At 68.2% G+C, this 26,570-nt stretch carries 29 protein-coding genes; 9 read left to right on the forward strand and 20 right to left on the reverse strand.

What is annotated here, in order from left to right; translation table 11 throughout:
* The 9 genes from DYE23_RS21450 to DYE23_RS21490 form a co-directional block, all read right to left on the reverse strand.
* Entirely contained in the window at window positions 1–1,158 is a 1,158-nt protein-coding gene (locus tag DYE23_RS21450; protein ID WP_115328103.1) for an MCE family protein, read from the reverse strand.
* Window positions 1,155–2,501 (reverse strand): virulence factor Mce family protein, encoded by a 1,347-nt coding sequence (locus DYE23_RS21455; RefSeq protein ID WP_115328104.1) that lies wholly within the window; start codon window positions 2,499–2,501, stop codon window positions 1,155–1,157. The genes DYE23_RS21450 and DYE23_RS21455 overlap by 4 nt, the downstream gene beginning before the upstream one ends.
* A complete protein-coding gene (locus DYE23_RS21460) occupies window positions 2,498–3,859 on the reverse strand; it encodes an MCE family protein (RefSeq protein WP_115329059.1) in 1,362 nt (453 codons plus the stop codon). The genes DYE23_RS21455 and DYE23_RS21460 overlap by 4 nt, the downstream gene beginning before the upstream one ends.
* Complete coding sequence (locus DYE23_RS21465; RefSeq protein ID WP_115328105.1) at window positions 3,856–4,887, reverse strand: virulence factor Mce family protein; 1,032 nt, start codon at window positions 4,885–4,887, stop codon at window positions 3,856–3,858. The genes DYE23_RS21460 and DYE23_RS21465 overlap by 4 nt, the downstream gene beginning before the upstream one ends.
* Before the next feature lie 37 nt (window positions 4,888–4,924).
* Window positions 4,925–6,391 carry an MCE family protein gene (locus tag DYE23_RS21470; protein ID WP_115328106.1) on the reverse strand — a complete coding sequence of 489 codons (1,467 nt, stop codon included), beginning with the start codon at window positions 6,389–6,391 and terminating at the stop codon, window positions 4,925–4,927.
* A gap of 3 nt (window positions 6,392–6,394) precedes the next feature.
* Window positions 6,395–7,249, reverse strand: coding sequence for an ABC transporter permease (locus tag DYE23_RS21475; RefSeq protein WP_115328107.1), 855 nt, complete (start codon window positions 7,247–7,249; stop codon window positions 6,395–6,397).
* Window positions 7,246–8,013, reverse strand: coding sequence for an MlaE family ABC transporter permease (locus tag DYE23_RS21480; protein WP_115328108.1), 768 nt, complete (start codon window positions 8,011–8,013; stop codon window positions 7,246–7,248). Before DYE23_RS21480 ends, DYE23_RS21475 begins: the two co-directional genes overlap by 4 nt.
* Window positions 8,014–8,166: 153 nt before the next feature.
* Entirely contained in the window at window positions 8,167–8,640 is a 474-nt protein-coding gene (locus tag DYE23_RS21485) for a VOC family protein (protein ID WP_115328109.1), read from the reverse strand.
* Between the two features lie 72 nt (window positions 8,641–8,712).
* A complete protein-coding gene (locus DYE23_RS21490) occupies window positions 8,713–9,273 on the reverse strand; it encodes a TetR/AcrR family transcriptional regulator (RefSeq protein ID WP_115329060.1) in 561 nt (186 codons plus the stop codon).
* Between the two features lie 141 nt (window positions 9,274–9,414).
* Between DYE23_RS21490 and DYE23_RS21495 the strand changes: the two genes are divergently transcribed.
* Genes DYE23_RS21495 through DYE23_RS21505 form a run of 3 tightly spaced genes read left to right on the forward strand, consistent with a single transcriptional unit; the run spans window position 9,415 to window position 13,600 of the window.
* Window positions 9,415–10,287 (forward strand): alpha/beta fold hydrolase, encoded by an 873-nt coding sequence (locus tag DYE23_RS21495; RefSeq protein WP_099961837.1) that lies wholly within the window; start codon window positions 9,415–9,417, stop codon window positions 10,285–10,287.
* 28 nt (window positions 10,288–10,315) lie between these two features.
* Window positions 10,316–13,219 carry an aminotransferase gene (locus tag DYE23_RS21500; RefSeq protein ID WP_115328110.1) on the forward strand — a complete coding sequence of 968 codons (2,904 nt, stop codon included), beginning with the start codon at window positions 10,316–10,318 and terminating at the stop codon, window positions 13,217–13,219.
* 6 nt (window positions 13,220–13,225) lie between these two features.
* Window positions 13,226–13,600, forward strand: a complete 375-nt coding sequence (locus DYE23_RS21505; protein WP_115328111.1) for a limonene-1,2-epoxide hydrolase family protein — start codon at window positions 13,226–13,228, stop codon at window positions 13,598–13,600.
* On the opposite strand, the gene DYE23_RS21510 is transcribed toward DYE23_RS21505, so the two are convergent.
* The gene (locus DYE23_RS21510) at window positions 13,597–14,532 is read right to left on the reverse strand and encodes a hypothetical protein (RefSeq protein ID WP_172527825.1); all 936 of its coding nucleotides are present in this window, start codon (window positions 14,530–14,532) and stop codon (window positions 13,597–13,599) included. The two genes, DYE23_RS21505 and DYE23_RS21510, sit on opposite strands and share 4 nt — an antisense overlap.
* 34 nt (window positions 14,533–14,566) lie before the next feature.
* Between DYE23_RS21510 and DYE23_RS21515 the strand changes: the two genes are divergently transcribed.
* A complete protein-coding gene (locus tag DYE23_RS21515) occupies window positions 14,567–15,358 on the forward strand; it encodes an adenylate/guanylate cyclase domain-containing protein (RefSeq protein ID WP_115329061.1) in 792 nt (263 codons plus the stop codon).
* On the opposite strand, the gene DYE23_RS21520 is transcribed toward DYE23_RS21515, so the two are convergent.
* Window positions 15,325–15,486, reverse strand: coding sequence for a hypothetical protein (locus DYE23_RS21520; RefSeq protein WP_011892979.1), 162 nt, complete (start codon window positions 15,484–15,486; stop codon window positions 15,325–15,327). The genes DYE23_RS21515 and DYE23_RS21520 overlap by 34 nt on opposite strands.
* A gap of 27 nt (window positions 15,487–15,513) precedes the next feature.
* On the opposite strand from DYE23_RS21520, the gene DYE23_RS21525 reads away from it, so the two are divergent.
* A complete protein-coding gene (locus DYE23_RS21525; protein WP_011892978.1) occupies window positions 15,514–16,206 on the forward strand; it encodes a guanylate cyclase in 693 nt (230 codons plus the stop codon).
* Between the two features lie 115 nt (window positions 16,207–16,321).
* A complete protein-coding gene (locus DYE23_RS21530) occupies window positions 16,322–16,969 on the forward strand; it encodes a hypothetical protein (protein ID WP_013471064.1) in 648 nt (215 codons plus the stop codon).
* A gap of 8 nt (window positions 16,970–16,977) precedes the next feature.
* Here DYE23_RS21530 and DYE23_RS21535 read toward each other — a convergent pair whose 3' ends face one another.
* The gene (locus DYE23_RS21535) at window positions 16,978–17,427 is read right to left on the reverse strand and encodes a hypothetical protein (RefSeq protein ID WP_013471063.1); all 450 of its coding nucleotides are present in this window, start codon (window positions 17,425–17,427) and stop codon (window positions 16,978–16,980) included.
* A gap of 202 nt (window positions 17,428–17,629) precedes the next feature.
* On the opposite strand from DYE23_RS21535, the gene DYE23_RS21540 reads away from it, so the two are divergent.
* Both DYE23_RS21540 and DYE23_RS21545 read left to right on the forward strand, forming a co-directional pair.
* Window positions 17,630–17,890 carry a hypothetical protein gene (locus DYE23_RS21540; RefSeq protein ID WP_013471062.1) on the forward strand — a complete coding sequence of 87 codons (261 nt, stop codon included), beginning with the start codon at window positions 17,630–17,632 and terminating at the stop codon, window positions 17,888–17,890.
* A gap of 9 nt (window positions 17,891–17,899) precedes the next feature.
* Window positions 17,900–18,394: a nitroreductase family deazaflavin-dependent oxidoreductase gene (locus DYE23_RS21545; RefSeq protein WP_011892974.1), complete on the forward strand. Its 495-nt coding sequence runs from the start codon at window positions 17,900–17,902 to the stop codon at window positions 18,392–18,394.
* Between the two features lie 3 nt (window positions 18,395–18,397).
* Here DYE23_RS21545 and DYE23_RS21550 read toward each other — a convergent pair whose 3' ends face one another.
* The 6 genes from DYE23_RS21550 to ychF form a co-directional block, all read right to left on the reverse strand.
* Entirely contained in the window at window positions 18,398–19,258 is an 861-nt protein-coding gene (locus DYE23_RS21550) for a DUF4344 domain-containing metallopeptidase (protein ID WP_115328113.1), read from the reverse strand.
* Between the two features lie 127 nt (window positions 19,259–19,385).
* On the reverse strand, window positions 19,386–20,093 hold the full coding sequence (locus DYE23_RS21555) for a GNAT family N-acetyltransferase (protein ID WP_115328114.1): 708 nt from the start codon (window positions 20,091–20,093) through the stop codon (window positions 19,386–19,388).
* A 91-nt stretch (window positions 20,094–20,184) separates the two neighbouring features.
* A complete protein-coding gene (locus DYE23_RS21560) occupies window positions 20,185–20,454 on the reverse strand; it encodes a type II toxin-antitoxin system RelE family toxin (RefSeq protein WP_115328115.1) in 270 nt (89 codons plus the stop codon).
* Window positions 20,451–20,735: a type II toxin-antitoxin system Phd/YefM family antitoxin gene (locus tag DYE23_RS21565; protein ID WP_115328116.1), complete on the reverse strand. Its 285-nt coding sequence runs from the start codon at window positions 20,733–20,735 to the stop codon at window positions 20,451–20,453. Before DYE23_RS21565 ends, DYE23_RS21560 begins: the two co-directional genes overlap by 4 nt.
* 56 nt (window positions 20,736–20,791) lie before the next feature.
* Window positions 20,792–21,415 (reverse strand): HNH endonuclease family protein, encoded by a 624-nt coding sequence (locus tag DYE23_RS21570; RefSeq protein WP_235660469.1) that lies wholly within the window; start codon window positions 21,413–21,415, stop codon window positions 20,792–20,794.
* 38 nt (window positions 21,416–21,453) lie between these two features.
* Window positions 21,454–22,536 carry a redox-regulated ATPase YchF gene (gene ychF / locus DYE23_RS21575; protein ID WP_115329063.1) on the reverse strand — a complete coding sequence of 361 codons (1,083 nt, stop codon included), beginning with the start codon at window positions 22,534–22,536 and terminating at the stop codon, window positions 21,454–21,456.
* Window positions 22,537–22,618: 82 nt separating this feature from the next.
* On the opposite strand from ychF, the gene DYE23_RS21580 reads away from it, so the two are divergent.
* Window positions 22,619–23,758, forward strand: a complete 1,140-nt coding sequence (locus DYE23_RS21580; RefSeq protein ID WP_115328117.1) for a DUF6542 domain-containing protein — start codon at window positions 22,619–22,621, stop codon at window positions 23,756–23,758.
* Here the strand turns inward: DYE23_RS21580 and DYE23_RS21585 are convergent.
* Together DYE23_RS21585 and DYE23_RS21590 are read right to left on the reverse strand one after the other, a co-directional pair.
* On the reverse strand, window positions 23,755–25,533 hold the full coding sequence (locus DYE23_RS21585; RefSeq protein WP_115328118.1) for a penicillin-binding transpeptidase domain-containing protein: 1,779 nt from the start codon (window positions 25,531–25,533) through the stop codon (window positions 23,755–23,757). The two genes, DYE23_RS21580 and DYE23_RS21585, sit on opposite strands and share 4 nt — an antisense overlap.
* The gene (locus DYE23_RS21590; RefSeq protein WP_115328119.1) at window positions 25,530–26,531 is read right to left on the reverse strand and encodes a 4-hydroxy-3-methylbut-2-enyl diphosphate reductase; all 1,002 of its coding nucleotides are present in this window, start codon (window positions 26,529–26,531) and stop codon (window positions 25,530–25,532) included. The genes DYE23_RS21585 and DYE23_RS21590 overlap by 4 nt, the downstream gene beginning before the upstream one ends.
* Between the last annotated feature and the right edge of the window lie 39 nt (window positions 26,532–26,570).

Genomic DNA, 26,570 nt, shown 5'->3' on the forward strand with positions numbered 1-26,570 from the left:
TCATCGCCCCTGATCCCAGCGGTACGGCGCGATCAACGGATTGCTGCCAGGTGGTGGGACGTTGTGGTTGCACGGGCTCGGGGTCTGTCCGATGGTGCGGCCCCACTGCAGCTCCAGCCACGTCAGATTGCACTCGAACCGCGTCCCGGTGAAGAAACCCTGGTCGATGCGGCTCAACGTCAGGTCCACCACCAGCGTCAGGTTCGCGTAGTCGCCGCGCATCCAGTTGGTCAGCGTCTCCTTCGGGAACGGGAACGTCGGCAGGAAGCTCAGCGCACGGGTCAGCGCCGGGCCCGCGTCGGCCAGCGACTGCAGCACCGGGCCGAGGTCCTTGAGCTCCTGGATCAGCGCTTCCCGGGTCTTGGTCACCGAGTCGGCGGCCAGCGCGCTGAACCTTCCGAGCTGTACCAGCGCCTCCGACAGCGTGTCCCGCTGATCGCGCAGCACCGCCAATGCGTCCGGGATGGTCCGTAAAGCCTTGTCCACCACGGGCTTCTGCTCGGCGATCTGGCCGACGAGGTTGTTGAGGCTCTCCGAGGTGGCGATGATGTCGCCGGTCTGGTCGTCGAGGTGGCCGACGGCGATGTCGAGCTGCTCGATCAGGCTGCGCAGGTCGTTCTCGCGTCCGGAGAACGCCGTCGACAGCGCGTCGGTGATGTCCTGGATGTTGCCGAGCCCGCCGCCGTTGAGCAGCAGCGCCACCGCGGCCAGCGCCTGCTCGGTGCTGGGGTAGGCGCCCGCGGACGCCAGCGGGATCAGCGTCCCCTCCTCGAGGCGGCCCTGCGGCGCCTCGTCTGCCGGCGCGGCGAGCTCGATGTGCTGGGAGCCCAGCAGGCTGGTCTGGCCGACCTTCGCGGTCGCGTTGGCCGGCAGGTTCACGTCTCCGTTGAGGGTCATCGTCACCAGCGCGTTCCAACCCTGGCGTTCGATCTTGCTGACGGTGCCGACGTTGACGTCGCCGACCCGAACCCTCGAGTTCTGCTCGACGTTGTCGACATCGGGCATCTGCGCCTGGATCGTGAACGAGCCCGGCCCACCGCCCTGGGTGCCGGGCAGCGGCACGGAATTCAAGCCGCGCCAACCACATCCGGACACGGTGACCGCTGCGGCCATCGTCACGGCGAGCGCCATCGTCGCCGAAGCCCTGACGGCGGTCATGAGCCACCTCCGTGCGGCACCATCATCCCGTGCAACCCGTCGGTGGGGTTGGTGGGCACCGGCATCTCGGCGGCACCGGGCGGTGCGTCGAGCATCAGCGGGCCCTGACCGGGCGGCAGGGTGGCCGGATCACCCGCCGGGACGGCGCCGGCCGGTGCCGGCGCGGGGCCGCCCGGCGGAATGTAGTCCGGCCGCAGCCAATCCTCGCTGTAGGTCAGCTCGTTGGGCCGGGTGGTGGCGCCGACGAGTTGGTTGAGACCCAGCGGCGGGAAGTTGTACTGGCGGTTCTTCATGATCGGCGCGAGATACTGCACGCACAGCTTCGCCGACTCCTCGGCACCCAACCTGGACGCGGCTTGCACTGCGCCGCAGAGGAACTGGATCGGATTGGCGAAGTTGTTGATCTGCGGCACGCTGCTGACCGCGCCCTGGGCGGGTTGCCAGATGTTGATGTAGTTCTGGAACGTGCTCGGCCCGACGTGCAGGAACTGCTTGATGTCCTCGAGGCTCTCGTTCAGCGCGGTGGTGACCCCGGCCAGCTTGTCCGAGGTGGTGCCCAGCGATTCGCGGTTCTCGGCGACGAAGCTCTGCACGTCGACGACCGCGGCGTTGAGATCGCGGATCGCGGCGGCCACCTCGTCGGGCCCGTCGGTCAGCAGGCCCGTCACCGACGCGAGGTTCTGGTTGAGCTGACGCATCAGATCGGTGCTGTCCTGCAGGGCCGACACCAGGATCGCGAGGTTTTTGATCGTCGAGAAGATGTCGGTGCTGCGGTCCCCGAGCGCAGAGAACGCCTGGGACAGTTTGATGACGGTCTCGCGGATGTCGGCGCCCTGGCCGCGCAGGTTCTCGGCGGTGGTGTTGATCACCGAACCCAGCGGGCTGACGCCGCCGGGCTCCGTCGGCTGCAACGTCTCGCTGAGCCGCTCCAGCTGGGCCCGCACCTGATCCCATTCGACTGGAACCACGGTGCGCTGCAACGGGATCACGGCGTTGTCACCCATCACCGGACCGCCGGTGTAGACCGGGGTGAGCTGGATGGCGCGCGCGGTGACCAGAGCCGGGGACAGGATCGCGGCGGCCGCGTCGGCCGGCACGTCGTAGCGGTCGTCGTACCAGAACGAGATCTTCACCCGCTCGGGTTCGGGCTCGATCGAGGTGATCCGGCCGACGGGCACGCCGAGGATGCGCACGTCGTCGCCCTCGTAGATGCCGTTGCTGTTCTCGAAGTAGGCGACGACGTTCACGCGGTTCACCTTGTCGGTGGTGCGCACCAGAAGCGCGACGCCGACGACGAGCAGCGCCACCAGCACCAGGCCGACCCAGAGGCGGAGGTTCTTCATCGCGTGCCCTCCCCCGGGACGGGGACCAGCGGCGGCGCCTCACCGGGTGCGGGAACCAGCAGTCCGGTGTCCGGTGTCGGCGTCGAAGCCAGCCCCGGCGGCGACACCGCCGGCGGACCGGGTGGCGGACCGCCGGGAGGCGGCGCCGGCAACGGTTCCCGGTACGGGTAGCAGCCGGTCGGGCCGGGCAGCGGGATTCCGGGCGGGCCGCACCCGGCGTCGCCCGGGTTGCCGGTGATCGCGTCGGGGATCGTCATCCGCGGCTCGCCACCCTGACCGGTGCGCGGGAACGGCACCGGCATGGCCGGCGTCCCCGGCTGACCGACCTGAGGATCGTTGCGTTCCGAGGGCGCAAGGACGTTCGGGTCCAGCCCCAGATCGGAGAACGCGACGTCGATGAACGGCTGCAGGAACTGCCCGGGCAGCAGGTTGGCGACGTAGGTCTTGAAGAACGGACCGGCCGACACCGATTCACCCAGCGACATCGAGTAGTCGTTGAGCAGGCTCAGCGACTTCTGCAGCCGCTCCTTGCGGTTGTCGAGGATCGTCAGCACGCCGTTGAGCTTGTCCAGGGCGGGCTTCATGGTGTCGCGGTTCTCGCCGATGAATCCCTGCAGCTGTTGGCTCAGCGCCGAGATGTTCCCCGAGATCTGGTCCACCGCCGCGCTCTGGTTCTGCAGTTCGGCCAACAGCGCATTGGTGTTCGAGACCAGCCCGACGACCTGCTCGCTGCGCTCGGCCAGCACCGTGGTGGCCTTGTTCGCGTTGGCGAGCAGTCCGCGCAGCTGCGCATCGCGGGCGTTGAGCGTGTCCGAGAACCGGGCCACACCCTCCACCGCGATCTTGAGTTGCGGCGGGGTGTCGGCGAACGTCGCCGAGAGCACCCGCAGCGATTCCGAAAGCTGGTCGGTGTCAAGGCCGCTGATCGTCGCCGACAGCTCACCGAGCGCGTCGGGAAGCTGATAGGGCGAGGTCGTCCGGTCCAGCGGGATGGTGCCGTCCTGCTGACCTTCGCCGCGGGCGATCACCTCGAGAACCTTGGTGCCCAGCAGACCCTTGGTCTTGATCGCGGCCTCGGTCCGGTCGCCGAGCCGGATGCCCTTGTCGACGGTGAACGTCACCAGCACCTGCGGACCGTCGAGCTCGATGGACTTGACCTGACCCACCTTGAATCCCGAAACCTGAACGGACGCATCGGTGGTCAGCCCGCCGGCCTCGGCGAAGTGCGCGGTGTACTCGCGGCCCGGATCGAACAGCGGGATCTTGTCGTAGTTGGTGGCGCCGAGCACGATCGCGGCGGTGATCCCGACGCCGACGGCACCGACGACGAACTGGTTGCGTTCGCTGAAAGGCTTCATCGCGGCGCGCACCTCCCGCTGGACTGGCCGGCGACCTTCACATAGACCGGCTGGCCACCCTTGCCGTTGAGCTTGAGGACGATGTCACACAGGTAGAAGCTGAAGAAATCGCCGTAGATGCCCTGACGCGCCAGCACCTGGTACGCGTCGGGCAGCGTGTTGATCAGGTTGTCGAAATACTCGTGGTCGGCGACCACGATGCCCGCGGCACGGTCGGTCTCGTCGATCGTCTTCTTCAGCGGCGGACGGGCCTCGGTCAGGAAGTCGGCGATGCTGCCCGCCGCGGCGTTCGTGTAGGCCAGGCCGTCGGTGATCTCCTGTCGGCGCCCCTCCAGCCCCTCGACGAGCTGGGCCAGGGAGTCGACGGCCTTGGCGAACTGGTCGCTCTGGTCACCGAGCGAGCCGAGCACGGTGTTGAGGTTGACGATCACCTCGCCGATCAGCTGGTCCCGGTCGGCCAGCGTGCTCGTCAGCGACGCGGTCTGGGCCAGGAAGGAGTTGATCGTGCCGCCCTGACCTTGCAGCGCCGAGATGAGTTGTCCTGAGAGCGCGTTGATCTGGTCGGGATCGAGGGCGCGGAACAGCGGCCGGAAACCGCCGATCAACGCGTCCAGATCGAGCGCGGGCGAGGTACGGGCCAGCGGGATCGTCCCGCCCGGGTTCAGCTTCTCGGTGCCCCCGGCGCCTTCTTCGAGTGCCAGGTAGCGGCCACCGATCAGGTCGTCGTACCGGATGACGGCGCGGCTGCCCTGGGTCAGCACCACCGAGTCGTCGGCGGTGAACTCGACCACCGCGGTGGTGTCGGGCTGGATCTCGACGTTCTCGACCTTGCCGACCTCGACGCCGGCGATGCGGACGAAGTCGTTGGTCTCCAGGCCTGTCACGTTGACGAACTCGGCGCGGTACTGCTGGGTCTTCTCCCCGAACCGCATCTGCCCGAACACCGCGAACAGGCCGAACACACCGAGCAGGCAGACAGCCAGGAACACACCGAGACGCGTCGCGTCGCGCCGGATGCTGACTGACATCGGTGACCTCTCTGTGCTTCTCGGGTTGTCGGGCGGGCTATCGGGGCGGCCCGGGCTGGGCCGGGACGGGCGGCGGCACGAACGGATACGGCACGGCCGTCGGCTGCATCTGGGACGGGTGCGGCACCACGAAGGGCTCCGACCCGGGCCGGGGACCGGGGTCCCGCGGCGCGCCGGGCGGCGGGGCCGGGGGAAGGCCCGGCCACAGCGGGGTGCCGTCGGGTGCGTAGAGCTGGGCTCCGTAGGCCGGGGCGCCCGGGTAGGGCACCGGCCCGATGGCGGGCCCACCGAACAGGTTCCGGACGCTGGGCGGCTCCGGCACCGCGCGCGTGACCGGCAGGTAGTTGGCGTACATCGGGAAGGCGATGCCGGGGTTCGGCCGCCAATCCAGACCGCTGCCGAAACCGGTGTTGGTCACCAGGTTCCGCACCGGCCAGTTCTCGGAGACCTTGGGCAGGGAACCGCAGCCGGGTTTGCCGCCGGGGCCACCCTTGGCGCCGATGATCGGCAGGTGCTGCGGGTACTTGTACGGGTCGTCGCCGAACGACAGGCCGGTGTCGAGCACCAGGGTGCGTCCGTTGCCGCCGGGCGCTTCGTAGCCGCCCTCGTCGAGGAGGTGCTTGGCGCCCAGCAGCAGGCAGGTGTAGGACGGGCTGTACTTGTGGAGCAGGTTCGTCGTCGGCGCCAGCGTGTTGACCGCCTTGATCAGGTTGGCCTGGTTGGGCGCCAGCAGGTCGATACCGCTGTTGGACAGTCCGATCGCGGCGAGCAGCAGCGCGTCGAGCTCGTTGGCCTGGTTGACGACGGTGGTGCTGGTGGTGGACGCGGCGTCGAGCGTGGCCAGGATGTCCTGTGCCGCCGCACTGTAGGTCTGGTTGAACTGGTCGAGCGCCCGCAGGTCCTCGGTGATGGTCTCGTTGCGCGGGTTGAGCGCCAGCAGAACCTGATTGGCGTCGGTGGTGGCCTGGCCGAGGCGCTCACCCTGGCCGCGGACACCGTCGGCGAGTGCGGACAGGGTGCTGTTGAGCTTCGCGGCGTCGACCTGGTCGAGGACCGCGACGAGGTTCTGGAAGACCGTGTTGACCTCGGTCGTCACGTTGCGTGACTGCAGCACCTGGCCGGCTTCGAGGCGCTGGCTGCTCGGGTCGTCCGGGAAGACGAGGTCGACGAACTTGGCGCCGAAGATGGTGGTGGCCCGGATCTGGGCTTCCACGTTGGCCGGGATGTAGCGCACCTGGTCGGGTTCGATCTCCAGCTGCAGCGCGACGGTGGGGTCCTGCCGGCCGGTGACCGAGATGTCGGCCACGCGGCCCACCTCCACGCCGCGCAGCTTGACCTTGGCGTTGGTCTCCATCACCAGGCCGGCGCGGTCGGAGGTCAGCGTCACCGGCACAGTGGATTTCAGCGAGCCGGTGAACAGTGCGTAGGTCACGAAGATCGCCACCGCGAACACCGCGACCAGGATCAGCGTCCACCACCCTGGTTTGAGGCCGTCGTCATCCATCGCTCAGCCCGCCAGGTTGAAGTTGCCGGACTGCCCGTACACCGCGAGCGAGATCATCACGAGCACGAACGCGGACAGGATCAGCGACGTCCGCACCGCGCGACCGACGGCCTCCCCGACGCCGGCGGGCCCGCCGCGGGCGCTGAAGCCGTAATAGGTGTGCACCAGCATGATCACGACGGCCAGCACGACGCACTGCGCGAACGACCACACCAGGTCGGTCGGGTTCAGGAAGGTCCGGAAGTAGTGGTCGTAGACGCCGGTGGACTGGCCGTAGATCACCGTGGTGCCGAATCTCGCGGCCCAGAACGACGCCAGCACACCGACGCAGTACAGCGGGATGACCACGAGCAGGCCGGCGAGCACACGGGTCGAGGCGAGATAGGCGACGCTGCGGATGCCCATCACCTCCAGTGCGTCGATCTCTTCGTTGATGCGCATGGCCCCGAGCTGCGCGGTCGCGCCGGCGCCGATGGTCGCCGCCAGCGCCACCGCCGTTGTCGCGGGCGCGATCAGCCGGACGTTGAAGAACGCCGACGCGAAACCGGTCAGCGCCTCGACGCCGATCTCGGAGAAGTCGGTATAGCCCTGGACGGCCACGAGTGCGCCGGTCGTGACCGTCAGGAACCCGACGATCGCGACGGTGCCGCCGATGACGATCAGCGCGCCCGCCCCGAGTCCCATCTGGGCGATCTGCCGGACGAGCTCGATGCGGTACCTGGTGACCGCGATGACGATCGAGCGCAGGGTGCGCCCGTAGAACTTGGTCTGCACTCCGACCTGGTTCCACGGGTCCGCGATTGACCGGAATCTGGCCTTGAGCCAGGGGAACTGGGAGTGGGGGCGCGAAACGGTCACATCGTCACCTTCACCGCGACGGCCGTGGCGACGATGTTGATCGCGAACAGCGCCATGAACGTGAACACCACGGTCTCGTTCACCGCGTTGCCGACACCCGCCGGTCCACCACCGACGGAAATGCCCTTGTAGCAGGCGATCATGCCCGCGGACAGCCCGAACAGCGCGGCCTTGACCAGCGCGATGATGACGTCGGTGGCGCCGATGATCAGGGTCAGACCGGCGGCGAACGCGCCCGGGGACACGTTCTGGATGTAGACGCAGAAGAAGTAGGCTCCGGCCAGCCCCACCAGGATCACCGTCGCCGACAGCGCCAGCGACACCAGCGTCGCCGCGAGAACCCGCGGAACCACCAGCGCCTGAATGGGATTCACGCCCATGACGCGCAGCGCGTCGAGTTCCTCGCGGATCGTGCGGGCGCCCAGGTCGGCGCACATCGCCGTCGCGCCGGCGCCGGCGACGACCAGGACGGTCACGATCGGCCCGATCTGGCGCACGGTACCGAGCGCGGCGCCGGTTCCGGAGAAGTCGGCGGCACCGAATTCGGTCAGCAGGATGTTGAACGTGAAGGTCAGCAGCACGGTGTAGGGGATCGTAAGCATCAGGGTCGGGACGATCGAGACCCGCGCGACGAACCAGGACTGGCTGATGAACTCGCGCCACGCGAACGGCGGCTTGAACATCGCCACGAACGTGTCGAGCGCCATCGAGAAGAAGCCGCCGAAGGCACGCATGGGTTTGGCGATCACACCGGAAGCGACCATCTAGCAGGCCCCTCCTCGGTTGCACCTCACCGTCATAGGTCCTCCCACAACCGGCCTGGACCCAGTTCGGGTTCCGATGAGGTTACACAGCCGAGGACGCCGAGAACCGTATATCAACCAATTCTGGACCGGCAACACGAGGCGGCCCGGCCGTCACAGGCCGGCGACGGCGTCCTCCAGATCCGCGATGACGATCTTCGTCATGCCGAGCATCGCCTTGGTGGCGGCCGTCGCCTTCGCCGGATCCGGATCGGAGGTCAGTTCCCGCAGCCGGTCGGGCACGATCTGCCAGCTCAGCCCGAAGCGGTCCTTGAGCCAGCCGCACTGCGACACCGCGCCGCCGTCGACGAGCCGGTCCCAGTAGTGGTCGACCTCGGTCTGATCCCGGCACGCGACGGTGAACGAGACCGCCTCGGTGAACGGGAACAGCGGGCCGCCGTTGATGCCGATGAACGTCTGGCCGTCGAGGGTGAACGTCGCCGACAGCGCCCTACCCGGCGTTCCCGGGCCGGCGTCGGTGTAGTACTCGATCGAATCGACCGTCGAATTCGGGAAGATCGAGCAGTAGAACTCCATGGCGTCTTCGAGGTTGTCGTCGAACCACAGCGACGGCGTGATGGCGGGCATGGCAGTCTCCTCGGGCGAGCGGTGCTGGTGTCTGTTCAGACCTGCCGCCGACCCGCAACTCATCGACGCCGCTCAGCGCGGGTCGGCGCCCACCGCGCGCAGCGCGAAGTCCAGCACGGCCACCTGCGCCTTCTTGCGGGCTTCCGGTTCGTCCGTGGTCTGGGTGTTGAGGACCCGGCTGACCACGGCGTTGATCGCCACCGCGTCGATCTCGGGCTCGGTGAGTGGGAAGGAACCGTCGCGCAGACCCCTGCGCAGGATCTCGGCCAGTCCTCGCTCGCGTGCGTTGTGCAGCCGGTCCCGTGTCTCCCGGTAGCCCTTGGCGGTGCGCACCTCTTCGGAGTCGATGACGGCCAGCTGCATCCGTTGCCGGGGGTCGACCACGATGTCGAACATCGCCTCGATCCAGTCCGCGAGCTGATCGGCCGGCGTGCCCTGCGCCGCGTCGGCGACGCGATCCACCTGGCCGACCACGGCCGCGCCCTCCTGCTCCAGCAGTGCCAGGAACAGGTCGTCCTTGGATTCGAAGTGGCGGTAGAACGCGCGACTCGACACGCCGGCGGTGCTCAGGATCGCGGCCATCGACACCGGGCCGGTATGCGGATCGGCCAGGCAGCGGTAGGCGGCGTCCATGATCCGCCGACGATCGTCCTCGGCATCCCGGACGTGCTGCACGCACGTCAATATAGGGACATCCGGGTCCGTCGGGACCCAAGATCGCGATAACACGCGCGCTGGGTAACGTGAGCGCCCGGGGCCTGCCGAAAGGACGCCGTGAGCATCGAGCACCGCGAACCGAAGACCGTGACGTTCCGCGGCGCCGACGGCCTCGCTCTGATCGCCGACGAGTGGAACAACCCGGCCGAGACCGGGGCCGCCGACCCCTCGCGCCCGTCGGTGTTGATGATGCACGGCGGCGGCCAGAATCGCTTCTCCTGGAAGAAGACCGGGCAGATCCTGGGTGAGCGGGGACTGCATGTGGTCGCGCTGGACAGCCGCGGACACGGAGACAGCGACCGCTCCCCCGATGCCAGGTACACCGTCGAGGCGTTGTGCGAGGACACGCTGGAAGTGCTCGGGCAGATCGGACGCCCCACCGTCCTGATCGGCGCCAGCATGGGCGGGTTGACGGGCATCCTCGCCGCGCGCCGCGCCGGCCCGGAGGTCGTGACGCGGCTGGTGCTCGTGGACGTGGTGCCGCGCTATGAGAAGGGCGGCAGCGCGCGCATCCGCGACTTCATGTTCAGCCACGTGCACGGATTCGACTCTCTGGAGCAAGCGGCCGACGCCGTCGCGGAGTATCTACCGCACCGCGCGAAACCGCGCAGCCCCGAGGGGCTCAAGAAGAACCTGCGGCGCCGCAACGGACGGTGGTACTGGCACTGGGATCCCGCGTTCCTGACCAAGCCGAGCGAGGACCCGTTCGCGCGCGTCGAGCAACTTGAGCAGGCCGCGATGGAGCTCACCGTGCCGATCTTGCTGATCCGGGGCAAGCTCTCCGATGTGGTGAGTGAGGAAGCGGTCCAGGACTTTCTGGCCAAGGTGCCGGGGGCCGAGTTCGCCGAACTCTCCGGCGCCGGCCACACCGCCGCCGGGGACGACAACGATGCGTTCTCGGAGGTCGTCACCCGGTTTGTATTGCGATGAGCGCTCGCGCGAAGAGCCGAGGGTCGCGATGAGCGCTGGCTTCAACTTCCTGGAGCAGCCCGAACTGCCCGCACCTGCCGTGGATGAGGTTCAGGCGCAACGGATCCTGTCGCAGTCCTACGGCCTGGACGCCCGCGTCACGTCGCTGGGCAGTCAGCAGGACAAGAACTTCACCGTGCACGGCGACGACGGGACGGTCCTGGGTGTCCTGAAAGTCGCCAATCCGGCTTTCACCGAAGTGGAGCTGTGCGCCCAGGACGAGGCGGCCCGGCTCATCGCGGACACCGAACCCGGGCTGCGGGTCTCGGTGCCGCTGCCGAACTCCGCGGGCGAGATGTACACCACGGCGACCGATCTGGTCGACGGCACGGCCTTCGTCCGGCTGCTGCGCTACCTGCCCGGCGGAACTCTGCTCGAATCGGGGTACCTGCCGCCGGCGGCAGTGGCGGGTCTCGGTGATGTGGCGGGACGGGTGAGCCGGGCGTTGAGGGACTTCACCCACCCCGGGTTGGACCGGATCCTGCAGTGGGACCTGCGTTTCGGCATGGACGTGGTCGACGCGCTCGGCCCGCACGTCACGGATCCGGCGCTTCGAAGCCGCCTGCAGGAGGCGGCCCGTGACGCGTGGTCACGCTTATCGGCGCTCGACGATGCGCTGCCGCGCCAGGCGGTCCATCTCGACCTGACCGACGCGAATGTGGTCGTCACCCGGACACCAGGGGCGGTGTCTCCCGACGGTGTCATCGATTTCGGCGACCTGTCCCACACGTGGGCGGTGTCGGAGCTCGCGATCACCGCGTCGTCGGTGCTGGGACATGTCGGCGCGGAGGTGACCTCCACGCTGCCGGCGATCGGGGCGTTCCACGCGGTACGGCCGCTGTCGGGCGCGGAAGTCGAGGCGCTGTGGCCGATGCTGGTCCTCCGGACCGCGGTGCTCATTGTCAGCGACGCTCAGCAGGCCGTCCTCGACCCCGACAACGCCTACATCGCTGCGCAGTCCGACAGTGGTATGCGGATGTTCGAGGCGGCGACATCGGTGCCGATCGACGTGATGACGGAGCTGATCGCGGCGTATCTGGGGCAGGGGCAGCCGCGACCGCCGGTCCGACCCGCGGCGCTGATGATCGCGGTGGACCGGGCCACCGCCGTCACGCTGGACCTGTCGACGACGTCGGATCTCTACGACGACGGATTCGCCACGGCCGGCGACCATGCCGGGGCGGCACTGCGACGCGGCGCCCCGGTGGTGGTCACCCGGCACGGCGAACCGCGGCTGTGCAACGCGCCCCGCCTGAGCCAGGAGGCGCCCGACGTCGTCGCCACCGGGATCGAGCTGTGGACTGCAGCCCGCACCGAGCTTGCGGCGCCGTGGGACGGCGAGATCAGCGAGGAGGTGTCGGGACGACTCACGCTGCGCGGCAACGAGTTCGAGCTGACCCTGGCCGGCGTGACCGAACCTGTCCGGGGCACTGTCAGCGCGGGCGACGTCATCGGGTCGGCGGCGCAGCACGGCCCGGTCGAGATCAGCGTGCGACCCGTCGGCGCGCCGGTGGCACCGATGTTCGTCCGCAGCGATCTCGCGGCCGGATGGCTCGCCGTGACCCGCGACCCGAGACCACTGCTGGGACTGCCGCCGGCGGTGACGCACGACGAGGACGATCTGCTGGCCCGCCGCGACGCGAGCTTCGCTCCGGTGCAGGAGTTCTACTACCGGACCCCGCCCCGGATCGAGCGTGGCCGACGGCACTATCTGATGTCGACCCGGGCCCGCACCTACCTCGACATGGTCAACAACGTGACCGTGTTGGGCCACGCGCACCCCCGGATCGCGGAGGTCGCCGCCCGGCAGTTGCGCAGGCTGAACACGAATTCTCGGTTCAACTACGAGGCCGTCGTGGCGTTCAGCGAGCGGCTGGCAGGCCTGCTGCCCGACCCCCTGGACACGGTGTTCCTGGTGAACTCCGGTTCGGAGGCCAGCGACCTGGCGATCAGGCTGGCGACCGCGGCGACGGGCCGCCGCGATGTCGTCGCCGTCCGCGAGGCCTATCACGGGTGGACCTACGGTACCGACGCGGTGTCGACGTCGACCGCGGACAACCCGAATGCGCTTGCCACACGGCCGGACTGGGTCCACACCGTGGAATCGCCGAACAGCTTCCGCGGGAAGTACCGCGGCGCCGAGTCGTCCCGCTACGCGGCCGACGCGGTGGCACAGATCGAGGCACTGGTCGCGTCGGGACGTCCCCCCGCGGCGTTCATCTGCGAGAGCGTGTACGGCAACGCCGGTGGCATGGCGCTGCCCGACGGCTACCTGAAGCGGATCTACGCGGCCATCCGGGCCGCAGGCGGCCTGACCATCTCCGACGAGGTTCAGGTGGGATACGGCCGTCTCGGACAATGGTTCTGGGGATTCCAGCAGCAGGATGCCGTTCCCGACATCGTGTCGGTCGCCAAGTCGGTCGGCAACGGTTACCCGGTGGGAGCGGTGATCACCACCCGTGCGGTGGCCGAGGCCTTCGCCGCCGAGGGGTACTTCTTCTCGTCGACCGGCGGCAGTCCGCTGTCGTGCGCGATCGGCATGACGGTGCTCGACGTGCTCCGCGATGAAGGGTTGCAGGACAACGCCCTTCGGGTGGGCGGTCACCTCAAGGGCCGTCTCGAGGGCCTTCGCGACAAGCACCCCTTGATCGGGACCGTGCACGGCTTCGGCCTCTACCTGGGCGTCGAGATGGTCCGCGATCCGCAGACTTTGGAGCCCGCGCCCGAGGAGACCGCGGCGATCTGTGACCGTATGCTCGACCTCGGCGTGATCATCCAGCCGACGGGTGACCACCAGAACATTCTCAAGACCAAGCCGCCGCTGTGCATCGACGTTGAGGCGGCCGACTTCTACGTCGACACGCTCGACCGGGTACTGACCGAAGGATGGTGACGATCGATGGCACGCTCCGCTGACGACGTGGTGACGGAGTTCTGCGCGAAGTGGGCGACGCCCGATCCCGCCGAGCTCAGCGCATTCTTCACCGAAGACGGTGTCTATCACAACATCCCGATGGAGCGGGTGGTCGGCAGAGCCGCCATCGCGGACTTCATCGCCGACTTCACCGCGGCGGTCGACGGGATCGATTTCCAGGTGCACCACCAGGTCGCTTCGGGGAATCTCGTCTTCAACGAGCGCACCGATGTGATGCGGTTCAAGGACGGCCGTGAGCTCGCGCTGCCCGTGACAGGGGTCTTCCAGATCGCCGACGGCCGGATCGCGGCGTGGCGTGATTACTTCGACATGTCCACCGTCGCCGCTGCGTGGTCCTAGACCAGCAGCGGCACCGTGTCGAGCGGTTCCCCGGTCAGGATCTCGAACATCGCTCGCCGGCTGACCAGTTCGGTCCGGGCGAATGCCTTACCCGCCACCTGGATCCGGCAGTGGGCGAGCGCCGAGTTGTAGCAGTACTTCACGCCGCCGTGGGTGTCGGCATACGTCAGACCGATGACGTCCGCGGGCTCGGTGACGATCTCGCCCTCGATCATCTTGTCGCCCACCCGGGCACCGAACGTCCACCGGAACGGTGTGTAGCGGCCGTGCGTCTGCAGGCTGCCGCGGATCGAGCGCACCGCGAACTCGTGCCCGGCGTGCCGGAACACGAACAGGGTGGCGCCCGGCAGCAGGACGGGCCCGAGGGCGGTCCGCGCCGTGACGATCTCGAATGTCGAGTCGGGAGCGTCGTCGAAACCGCACACCTGCCCGTAGGCGTACGCAGGGGTGTGCCTGGTCCCCCAGTTGTGGTTCACACTGCCCGTCCAGCCGTCGACATCCACCACGCGGTCCTCGATCTCGAGGCGGCCGTCGAAGCGCGCCAGCGGATGACGGACCATCGTCTTGGCGGGTGGGAACTTCCGCTGGTAGGCCGAGTCGGCCAGCACCCGTACCGGGTCGTGGCCGGCGGAGCTGATCGAGAGCTCCCACCGGGCTGTCGGGAGCCTCCCTGTCGCTGAGGTGTCGTCGAGTGCCGTGGCCGCGATGCGGGCCGTCCAGGGGTCGCGGTCGAACACCGCGTCGTCGATCGGGTACTGCTGTTTGAGCGCGCGATGGCCGGACCGGTCGAACATCATCACCCACACATCGGCACTGGCAGCGCCCGTGGTCGTCAGCAGCAGCGTCTCCCGCAGCCACACCGCGCGTTCGCCGTCCGGGTCGTTGGCCCGCAGGAACCGACTCTCGTAATAGGGGGCTTCGGCGATCGTCACCGCACCAGCATCCAATACTGGAGGCGTGACGGGAATGCTGATCCTCATATGCGTCCTCGCGGCGCTGGCTGCCGGGCTGGGTGCGGCGCTGGTCGTGCAGACACGTCGCCTCGCGGCCGCGCGGCAGGAGGCCGACGAGTTGCGTCACCGCCTCGACACCAGACAACTGCTGGTGTCGGGCGGCACGAAGGCCGTGAAGACGGTGTGGCAGACGGCGAACATTCTGCGCAAGGACGGGTTCGGTGCTGCAGTGCGGTCCTCGATCGAGGAACTGGCCGACTGGGCCGAGGTGGAGCGGCCCGACCTGGCGCGGCTGTCGCTCAACGGCCGGTTGACGATCATGTTCTCCGACATCGAGGAGTCCACGGCGCTCAACGAGCGCATCGGGGACCGTGCGTTCGTGCGGCTGATCGGCAGACACGACAAGTCGGTGCGCAAGTTCGTCGACAAGCACGAAGGACATGTCGTCAAGAGTCAGGGCGACGGGTTCATGGTCGCGTTCGCCAAGCCGGAACAGGCGGTGCGCTGCGGCCTCGACATCCAGCACTCACTTGCGCGCCGCCCGAACGACATCCGGGTCCGGATGGGTGTGCACACCGGCAAGTCGGTGCTGCGCGGCGACGACGTGTTCGGGCGCAACGTCGCGATGGCGGCCCGAGTGGCCGCTGCCGCCGACGGCGGGGAGATTCTGGTCAGCAGCGCGGTGCACAGGGCGCTGGCGGACTGCGAAGACCTCGCGTTCGACGAGCAGCGCGACGTCGAACTCAAGGGCTTCTCCGGTTCGCACACGCTCTACCCGGTGCGCTCGGCCTCGGCGAGCCGCTGATGGAGGCGGGCGCGGATGTCGTCGGGGGTGTAGGCGTTTCGGCGCCGCTGATCGCGCGCAACCAGCGCCCCGCCTGCGACGACGCCGGCCACACCGGCGAGTCCGACCCACTTCCAGATCCCACGCATGCCCCACAGTCTGCATAAGCTGCGGGGATGAATCCAAGCACGGTGCCTCTCGAGCGTGCGCTGGACGAGACTCGGACCGGCGACATCTGGCTCTTCCGCGGGCAATCGGGGCCGGATCGGGCGATCCAGTCGATGACCAACAGCCCGGTGAACCACGTCGGGATGACGGTGGCCGTCGATGACCTGCCGCCGTTGATCTGGCACGCCGAACTCGGCGACAAGCTGCTCGACCTGTGGACGGGCACCCACCACCGCGGGGTGCAACTCAACGACCTGCGGGCGGCCGTCGAGCGGTGGGTGCACACCTACGGTCAGCGCTGCTGGCTGCGCCAACTCCACCCCTATGCCACCCGCGAGCAGGAGGACCGGATGCTGCGCGTGATCGCACGCATGGACGGGACCCCGTTTCCGACGACGGCGAGGCTGACGGGTCGGTGGATGCGCGGGCGGATTCCGGTCGTGAGTGACTTCACCCGGGGAATCCCGTTCGTGCACAAGAAGGTTCGCGAAACGGCCGAACGCCGGAAGGCGGAGCGGGCCAAGGTGGGATTGCAGACGGCCTATTGCGCCGAGACCGTTGCCATCACCTACGAGGAGATGGGTCTGCTGGAGACCGAGAAGCACTCGAACTGGTTCGATCCCGGATCGTTCTGGAGCGGCGACGAACTACCGCTGATGCAGGGTTACCGGCTCGGCGACGAGGTCGAGGTGGTCCCGTAGCCGGGTTGGTTGCCGCCGCGGCCGCGAAACGCCGCACGAGTTGTCGTCGCCGCGGCGTCACGAGTGGTTTGCTGTGGGGCAGCACGTGCATTCGGCACGCAACAAGGAGCTCAGCATGCCGACGCCCACCGACCACGACCCGGAATCCGAGGCGCCACCGCGGCGCCGCCTCGGCCGCGGAGCGGCCATCGCGATCGTCCTCGCGTCGGTCGCCACCCTCGCCGTCGTGATCGTGATGATGATCTCGAACCCCGGCCCGATCCACGTGCAATCGATTCCGGCGCAACCGAATCCGACATCCGCAGGACCCACGGCGCCGGCCGCTGCGTCCCCGTCCACGCCGGTGTCGCCGCTACCCTCCGCCCCGGCCCCGACGTCGACCTCCTCCACCCCGACGACCTCCACCCCGTCGCCGACACCCTCGACCGCACCCTCGACGACCCAGACGGCCGGACCCGCCGTGGACTCCCAGGGGTTCGTCGACTCCGCCCGGTGCGACTCGGGAGACCGGCCGATCGCCATCGCCCGGACCGAGCGCTCGACGATGGTGGTGTGCGAGTCGGCCGACGGGACCCTGGAGTACCAGGGGGTGCGTCTACGCGACGGCGCGTCGCTGACACTCGACGACGTGACGCCGATCCCGGCCGGGTTCGAGGTGCGCAACGGGGGCACCACCTACCGGCTGTCGCCCACCGAACTCGTGGTGCTCTCCGGCGAGGAGCTGCAGAGCCGCGACCCGATGGTGGAATTCCGGGTGCAGTGATCCCAGCGCTAACCGAGGTATTCGAACGGTTCGCTGCCCGGGTACCAGGCCTTCGAGTCGCCGTCCGTGAAATCCGACAGCATCGCGATCTGAGGCCCGCGCAGCTCGTCGGGTTCCGGCCGCAGGATGAGCACCGCGCCGTCGGTGACGATCCGGATGCCGTTGCGTGGGATTTCGCGCGTCTCAATGACGTGGTGGCCGATCAGAGCGCGGATGGCGTCCGCGTAGCCGGGATCACCGTCGGCGAGTGAGCCCGACGGCGTCTCGACCGTCGGGGTGACCTCGCAGGTGAGCACCGGCACCTCCGCCGAGCCTGGGCAGGCGAACGCGAACTGCACGAATCCGCCGTTGAAGTGGATCGATTGCAGGTGACAGCCCACAAGGCGGGAGAGAAGGTCGGCGGTCCGGTTCTCGGTGGAGCTCAGCCGTGAGCCGGCTGTGTGATCTTGTTGGTTCATATGCCGAACAGTCCGGTGGTGTGAGTCTCTTTCAAGAACCTTCCTCATTCTTGTCGCACCCAATGACATCGTCACGGTCCCCGGACCCCTGATTTGTATTAAGACACTAACGCACACGGGACCGTCCCACGGACCTTGGGCACACCTGTGAAGTCCCTGTATGCGACGGCCGCGTCATCGGAATCGGAGGTGTACCGCGTTCGTGACCCTGCCGCGACCGTGGCCGGGCAAGCTGACCACCATGACTGCGCTCGGACTGTTCGCAGCCGTGTCTGCAGCACTGTGGATCGGTTATCTCATCGGTCACCGCCGTGGATCGCGGAAGCACTCCTGGAGAGAGCGCACCAGCCGCGCGACATTGGGCCGCCAGGCGGTCAGCCTAATCGCGATGGTGACGCTCAGCGAGTTGGAGCGGACCGCCCGTAAGCGACTGCCTGCGCTGCTGCATCGTGTCGCGCGGTAGGTTGCGTCAATGCCGCTGCGCCATGTCGACCCCCACCGCCGACGCGGGCACCGCTACGACCAGGGCGTGCGCTTCGGGCGGTCGAAGTTCGGGCAGTTCATGGCGCGCCACATCGCACGCCGCACCGATCCGATCCTGTTCCGCCTGAGCAAGGGCCGGATCAACATGGGCCCGATCGTCAACGCGCCGCTGCGGACGACCGGCGCGAAGTCCGGAAAGCCCCGCGAAGTCCAGCTCACGTACTTTCACGACGGGTCGGACGTCATCCTCGTCGCCTCCAACTTCGGAGGCAGCAGCCACCCGCAGTGGTATCACAACCTGAAAGCGAACCCCGAGTGCACGTTCGGCCAGGAGCCGTTCACCGCCGCCGAGGTCACCGATGCCGAAGAACACCGACGTCTCTACGAGCTCGCCGAGCGCGTCTACGCCGGCTACCGCGACTACCGCGAGAAGACGTCGGTCACCGGCCGCGACATCCCGGTCTTCCGGTTGACGCCGCGCTGACGGTCACTTCACATACGGCGCAAGCAGAGTCGCCCATCCGTAATCCATCTTGGAGTACTCGTCCTCGCACAGCTCGGCGCGCTCCGGCGGCAACTCGCCGTCACTGACGATGGCCGCATTGGCGTCGGGGTCCGCGCCGTAGGCCCAGCACAGCAGGTTGTACATGCGCGTCTGATTCAGCGAGTGCCCCCCGGCGAACTGCTCCTCCCCGACCTCGCCCTCCTCGTCGGCGAAAGCTCGGAACTCACCGGCGAAGTCGCGGACCACCTTCACCGACTCGGGATCGATCGTGCCGTCGTCGTCGGGCGCCAGCATGACGAAGGCGGCGAGCTGATCGGCGACGTCCTCCTCCCGCCCGGTGATCGGAAGGTCGTAGATGTCGATGAGCATGTGGCCGAGTTCGTGATAGAAGCTGCCGATCTCGGCGTTGAGGGCCGAGTCCACCGGATCGGGATCCCCGTTCTTCGCAAAGACGGCCTCGGCAAAATCGGCGTCCTCGTAGCAGAGGACGATCGCCTGCTCGTTCGGGTCGTAGAAGGCGTTGGGCTGATCGCACTGCTGCCCGAGGAGCTGAAAATCACCCGGCAGGTTGAACGTGTCGTTGACCGATGCCGCCAGATTCTCCAGCAGCTCGGCGGACTCCATGAGGTGGCGGCCGTTCTGCGCCTCGGGGGTGGTCGCGTCTTCATAGACGGCGGTCATGTCGCCCTCGTCGGGCACGTCGTCGGCATCGGCTTCGGCTTTCGCCGCCGGCGCGGTGGTCCCGGACTGCGTCGACGAACCCGCGGTGTCCCCGGCCGATCCGCCGCATCCGGCGATCAGGAAGGCGGCCATCACTATCGGAGCTGCGCGCCGAGCGGTCACGTGGTCCCCTCCCAAATGTCTTGCCGCACAGGCTGGCAGCCTGCCGATCATGACACACAATTGACCGGCCTGTAGATATGACAGCCCGATCATTTCGTGTAACGGATAGGTTCGGCGCAGGACGCCCTCAGGCGCGCGCGATCCGCAGGGGCTGCAGCTGGCGCCCCTCGGAGTCGAAGTTCGCCGGGTCGAGCCAGGTTGCGAACGACGCCTGCGCCGACGGCCAGTCACCGTCGGTCATCGCGAACCACGCGGTGTCGCGGTTGCGGCCCTTGTACACGACGGCGTGACGGAACGTTCCCTCGTAGGTGAAGCCCAGGCGCTCAGCGGTTCTGCGTGAGGGTTCGTTGAGGCTGTCGCATTTCCACTCGTACCGCCGGTAGCCCAGGCCGAAGATGTAGCGCATCAACAGGAACTGGGCCTCCGTGGAGACCGGGGTGCGCTGCAGCGCGCGGGAGAACATCACGAAACCGACCTCGATCACCCCGTTCGCGTAGTCGTGGCGCATCAACGCCAGCGTGCCGAGTGCGCGGCCCGTCGTGTTGTCGATGACGGCGTAGTGACGGGGGTCCCGACTCTCGGCGGCCGCGACGGCCCACTCCCGGTAGGACTGCGCGGTCGGGAACGGACCGACGGGGAGATAGGTCCAGTCGCGCGCGTCGGGGGCCGCGGAGTAGGCGTCGTACAGGTCGTCGTGATGCCGGTCGACGTCGAGATGTTCGAGCGTGCAGTAGGTTCCCGCGAGAGTGTCGACGTCTGGCGGCGGGACCGGCGCCCAGTCGGGCACCGCCACACCGACGGGCTGGCCGAACTCGTTCTCCGCGTGCCCCGCCATCGACGTCCCTCACTGTGTGCGACTGATTGCGGACCCATCCTCGCCGGTCACCGCCGCCGCGTGCCACCGGTTTTTCGGCGCACCGAACAACCTAAGGTCGGCGGTACACGTCCCTGCGGTGACGAATCGAGATGACCTCCACTCGAATCCGGTTGTCGTCGATGTCGTAGATGACCCGGAACTCACCGCGCCGCGCCGAATAGGTACCGGCCAGCTCGTTTCGCAGTTGCTTATCGACGCGGCGGGGATTTTCGGCCAGTGGTCCGTAGATGAACGCGAAACAGGCCGCAGCGACCGCCTCCGGAAGCTGTTCTGTTAAAGCTCTGCGTGCCCCAGGAGACAAGACCACTACACACGTCACTGGGGCAGTCGGCCCGTGGCTCGCATCTCCTTCGCCACGTCGTCGAGCGTGTGAAAGTTCCCGCGAGCGACGTCGTCCTGCCCCTGGCGGAGTTCCTTCATCAGTTCCGGATCGCTCAAGATATCGAGCGTCTCCATGATCGAGTCGTAGTCCTCGGCGCTCAAGATCACTGCGGCACGACGTCCTTGCCGAGTCACCTCGATCCGTTGGTGTGTTCGCACCGCTTCATCGACGAGCTTCGACAGATTCGCGCGGACCTCAGCCAACGGCAGCGTCGTCATGTACAGAATTCTAGCGTTACCCTGCGACGGCCGCAGACGTCGAAGCGGATCTCCGCCTAAACGTTGAAGCGGAACTCCACCACGTCGCCGTCGGCTTCAAGCGCCGTCTTGGTGGCGGTAAGCCATTTTCGGATGTAGCCACTGTGGGCCTCAGGTGCCCTCGCCAACACGGTCGGGTCCGCGAGATAGTCGACCAGCCACCGCGACAACCCATCCCACTCCGTGACAGCGCCAGGCCGATGCAGCTCCCAACCGAGTTCTTCCAATGTCCATTGGGCCTTGGCCTGATTGCTCAGCATCGACGCTGTGACCCAGTTCGACTCGTCGTCGGGCCCGCTTCGACTGACGGGCACGCGATGATCGACCGTCGGAAACAACTCCCAGAAAGCGATGTGCGTCTCTGAGAGCTTCCCGTTCGGGTGTGCCGGGAAGTCGTCCCCGAGCACAACATGGAGGAGGCGGAGAACGCCGGGGTTAACGAGTCGGTTACCCGTGTAGCGGTCGATGAAGCCGTCACGCATGAACAGGTTCATCTGCTGACCTACCGAGTACCGGCGGACGATCTTCTCTACCGGCACGAAGGGATACCGGTCCCTGAGAATCTCCCTAGCAGCAGAAAGCGAGTCGCCGCCAGCAAGAGCAGTGCATACATCGGACAGCACCCCAGCCTTTGAGTCCACCCCTACACCTCCCTGGTTACTTCGCCGCAGCCTTGCCGTCACACGTTGAAGCGGAACTCCACCACGTCGCCGTCGGCCATCACGTAGTCCTTGCCCTCCATACGGACCTTGCCGGCCGCCTTGGCCGCGGCCATCGAACCGGCCTCCATGAGATCGTCGAACGACACGACCTCGGCCTTGATGAAGCCCTTCTCGAAGTCGGTGTGGATGACCCCTGCGGCCTTCGGCGCGGTATCGCCTTGGTGAATCGTCCACGCGCGCGCCTCTTTCGGGCCCGCCGTCAGGTAGGTCTGCAACTTCAGCGTGTGAAAACCCGCCCGCGCCAACGCATCCAGGCCCCGCTCGGTCTGTCCGATCGACTCCAGCAGTTCGGCCGCGGACTCCTCGTCGAGTTCCTGCAGTTCGGCTTCGATCTTCGCGTCGAGGAACACCGCGTCCGCCGGGGCGACGAGTTCGCGCAACTCCGCCACCCGCTCCTCGTCGGTCAGCACCGACTCGTCGGCGTTGAACACGTACAGGAACGGCTTGGACGTCATCAGGTTCAGCTCGCGCAGCAGCGACACGTCCGTATCCCGCGGAGGACATGAAAACAATGTCTTGCCGGTATTGAGCACCTCGTTGGCGGCGACGGCCGCGTCGTGGACCGGACGCCGGTCTTTGTTGGTCCGCGCTTCCTTCTCCAGCCGCGGCAGCGCCCGCTCGAGGGTCTGCATGTCGGCGAGGATCAGCTCGGTCTCGATCACCTCGATGTCGGACTTGGGGTCGACGCGGCCGTCGACGTGGACGACGTCGTCGTCGGCGAAGACGCGGACCACCTGACAGATCGCGTCGCTCTCGCGGATATTGGCGAGGAACTTGTTTCCCAGCCCGGCACCCTCGGATGCGCCCTTGACGATGCCCGCGATGTCGACGAACGTCACCGGCGCCGGGACGATCTTCTCCGAGCCGAACATCTTGGCCAGCTCGGTCAGCCGCGGATCGGGGAGCGCAACCACACCTTCATTCGGCTCGATCGTCGCGAACGGATAGTTGGCCGCCAGCACGTCATTGCGTGTCAGCGCGTTGAACAAGGTCGACTTACCCACGTTCGGCAGTCCGACGATTCCGAGATTCAGGCCCACGGGGTCCACAGTGTAGGCAATGTGATCGGCACGCAGGAGTTCGCTTGCAACGTCACACAGCCGCAGCCGGTACGGTCTACCTGTGTCAGGACAGCGCGCACGGCCGGCAGTCGCGGCCGATCACCGCTCCGCGCATCCCAATGTCGCCGGAATTCCGTGGTGGGGTGCGATCCTGAGCGCGGTCGTCGCCGCGCTGATCGGGTTCGCTTTCGACGCGGGAAGCGGTGGTGGACGGCTCACCGCAGCGTTCTCCACGCTCTATGTGATCGGCTGCCTGATCGGTGTTCTCGCCGTCCAGCAGCGTGCTCTGTTCACGGCCGTCATCCAGCCCCCGCTGGTGTTGTTCGTCACAGTCCCGACCGCCTATTTCCTGATGCACAGCAGCGAGATCCAGGGCGTCAAGGACGTCCTGATCAACTGCGGCTACCCGTTGATCGAGCGGTTCCCGCTGATGTTCTTCACCTCGGCCGCGGTACTGCTGATCGGTCTGGCGCGATGGTATTTCGCGAAGTCGCACCCTGCGGAGGCATCCGAGGCGGCCGCTCTTCCGGGCCTGGGGGCGAAGCTCGCCGCCCTCGTCGGCGGTCTGCGCAGACCCGCCCGAGCCGACGGCGCTGAGTCCAGACCGCGCCGCACCGCGGATCGCCGCCGCCCTCGCGACGCGAAGCCCGCTGCCCGCCGGACCGCACGCAGCGGCGACCCGGCCAAGCGAGGCGCACCCCGCTCGCGGCACTCCCGCGCTCCGGAGACCGAGATCATCGAGCCCGTCGTCGACGAGCAGCCGCGCCGCCGCAGGCCGCGTCCCGACAGGGAGTCGGCACCGGAGCCGCGGCGCCGCCCGCGCCCGTCATCGCGGGAGCCGCGGCGCGCACGCGAGTCGCGTGAGGACCGCGAGTTGCGTCAGGCCAGGGAGCCCCGGGAACGGCGGACACGCACCGACCGCTATGACCCGTACGACCGCGACGACTCCTATGACCGTGGCGAACGGTACGAGCGGCCCAGACCTCAGCGCGAACGGACTCAGCGGGAACGGACTCAGCGCGAGCGCCCGCAGCGTCCCAGCCGGTACGACGACTACGACTCCTACGGCTCCGACGGATCCAGCTCGCACCATCCGGTCTCCCGGGTTCGTTACCGCGGTGAGGACTCCGGCGAGCGCGCCGAGTACCGCAGCCGCCGGCGCGAGCCCCGCGAAGCCGACCGGTGGGAGTACGACATCTAGGGCACTGCGCGCAGGAAGCTTCCCGCCGCGTCGACCGCGGGTGCCGAGCTGCCGGCGTCGCTGATGAACACGGCGACCGCGAGATCGCCGCGGATGCCGACGAACCAGCCGTGCGCACGTACCTCTCCGCCCTGACCGTGGACGTACTCGGCGGTGCCGGTCTTGCCGAGCATGCCGGGGATGTCCTGAAGTTGTGTCGCCGTGCCGCCGGTGACGGTCTCGCGCATCATCGCCTGCACCTGGGCGTCGACCCCGGACGGCAGCGGATCCGGTGTGCGGTCGGGGATGCCGGGCTCGCCCTCGACGAGGGACGGCGCGGGAACCGAACCGCGCGCCAGCGTCGCGGCGACCAGTGCCATCCCGAACGGTGACGCGGTGACCTTGCCCTGACCGATGCCTTCCTCGACGCGCAGTGCCGGCGTGTCGGCAGCGGGCACCGAACCGGTGACCGTGGTCATGCCCGGTGCGACGTAGTCGATTCCGAGCCCGAGCTGGGCGGCGGCCTCGGTCAGGCCGTCCGGCGGCAGGCCGACCGCGAGCCGGCCCATCGTGGTGTTGCAGGACCGGGCGAACGCCGTGTGCAGCGGCACGTCGCCGAGTTCGAAGTTGTCGTCGTTCGGGATCTGCCTGCCCTCGATGTTCTCGGTGCCGGGGCATCCGACGATGGTGTCCGGTGTGACCTGTCCGGCCTGCAGCGCGGCGGACACCGTCACCGTCTTGAACGTGGATCCCGGCGGATACAGACCGGTGAGCGCGATCGGGCCCTGGGCATCGGCGGGTGAGTTCTGCGCGACGGTGAGCAGCGCCCCCGTCGACGGCTGGATGGCCACGATCGCGGCGGGGGTGGCCAGCGGCGCCAGCGCCGCTTCGGCGGCGCGCTGCATCCCGATGTCCAGGGTGCTCGCGATGTCACCGACAGGCCCGGCATCCTCACCGCCGACACGTTCGGGCCCCGACGGGGTCTCGGCGAGCACCGCCCAGCCGGCCGCGGCGTCGGTGCGCTGTTGCCACAGTTCCGAGAGTCCCGACAGGGTCGGCGAGGTCAGCGCGCGGTCGGTGGCCAGCAGCCGGGTCTGCGGGCGCAGCTGCACCCCGGCAAGCACGGCGAGTTGTTCCCGGATGGGTGCGATGTCCTCCTCGCGCAGCGTGACCGCGGTGACGGGCTTGCCGTCCGCGGCGGCGAGATCGGCTGCCAGCGACTGTGGCGTGATCGTCGGCGCAGCCGGGTTGAGCAGGGCCGCAACGGTGTTCACGTCGACTTCGGGTGACAGCTCGACGAGGGTGACGATGTGCTGGGTGAGCAGGTCGGCACCCGTGCGGTCGACGACGCGGGCGGCCGGCGTCGCAGCGAGTGTGGTGTAGGACAGTGGACCCGCATCGAGGCCCGGGGCGACCGTCGCGGGATTCCAGTCGACGGTCCAGTCGTCGCCGTCGGCGCGCGCACGACCCTCGGCGGTGTAGGTCCATTCGGTCGTCTTCCCGGGCCCGAACTTCCAGGTCGCCGACAGCGTGAACGCCGCCGCATCCTCCTCGCGGCGACGGTCGGCGACGTCGAAGCGGACGTCGGTGCCGAGGCTCGCGAAAAGCGTGCCGAGGGTGTCCGAGGCGGCGGCCGAGTCAGTGGTCAGCGCAGCGGCAGCGGGGGCATCGCCGCGGCTCAACGCGTCGGCGAAGCCGCGGACGGTGGCGTCCAGACGGTCCTCGGCGTCACTGCAGCCGGCGAGCACGAGCACGGCGGCGAGCAGCGCACCGAGGGCATGGCGCGCGGGGGTCACGCGCGCGCCGGACGAATCTCCCGCGGCAGGGCGAAGACCAGCGTCTCGTTGGCCGTGGTCACCGGCTGCACCGTGTCGAAACCGTGCTCGGCGAGGCGGTCGAGCACGCCTCGCACCAGGATCTCGGGCACCGAGGCGCCGGAGGTGACCCCGACGGTCGTGACGCCGTCGAGCCAGGCCGGATCGATGTCCTCGGCGTAGTCGACCAGATGAGCCGCGTGCGAACCGGCGCCCAACGCCACCTCGACCAGCCGCACCGAGTTCGACGAGTTCTTGGAGCCGACGACGATCACCAGTTCGCACTCGGGCGCCATCGCCTTGACCGCGACCTGACGGTTCTGGGTGGCGTAGCAGATGTCGTCGCTCGGCGGATCCTGCAGCGTCGGGAACTTCTCCCGGAGCCTGCGGACCGTCTCCATCGTCTCGTCGACGCTGAGGGTGGTCTGGGACAGCCAGATGACCTTGTTCGGGTCCCGCACGACGACGTCGTCGACGGCGTCCGGGTTGTCGACGACCTGCACGTGGTCGGGCGCCTCACCCGCGGTGCCGACGACCTCCTCGTGGCCTTCGTGACCGACCAGGAGGATGTCGTAGTCGTCGCGGGCGAACCGCTTGGCCTCGTTGTGCACCTTGGTGACCAGCGGGCAGGTGGCGTCGATCGTCTGCAGGTTCCGGGCTGCGGCCTCGACGTGCACCGTCGGCGCGACGCCGTGCGCGGAGAACACGACGATGGCGCCCTCGGGCACCTCGTCGGTCTGCTCGACGAAGATCGCACCCGCTTTGGCCAGGGTGTCGACGACATAGCGGTTGTGCACGATCTCGTGGCGGACGTAGATCGGGGCACCGTGTTTCTCGAGGGCCCGTTCGACAGTCTCGACGGCGCGGTCGACGCCCGCGCAGTACCCGCGCGGTTCGGCCAGCAGGACACGTTTGCCCGCCGTCCGTTCGACGACCGAGCTGGCGGCACCCGGGATGCCCATGTTCACAGTCGGCGGCATGCACACCAGGGTACTGACCCGCCACCCGTGCCGCCCAGC

It is taken from the genome of Mycolicibacterium gilvum, from assembly GCF_900454025.1.
In the GTDB taxonomy this organism is placed as follows: Bacteria; Actinomycetota; Actinomycetes; order Mycobacteriales; family Mycobacteriaceae; genus Mycobacterium; species Mycobacterium gilvum.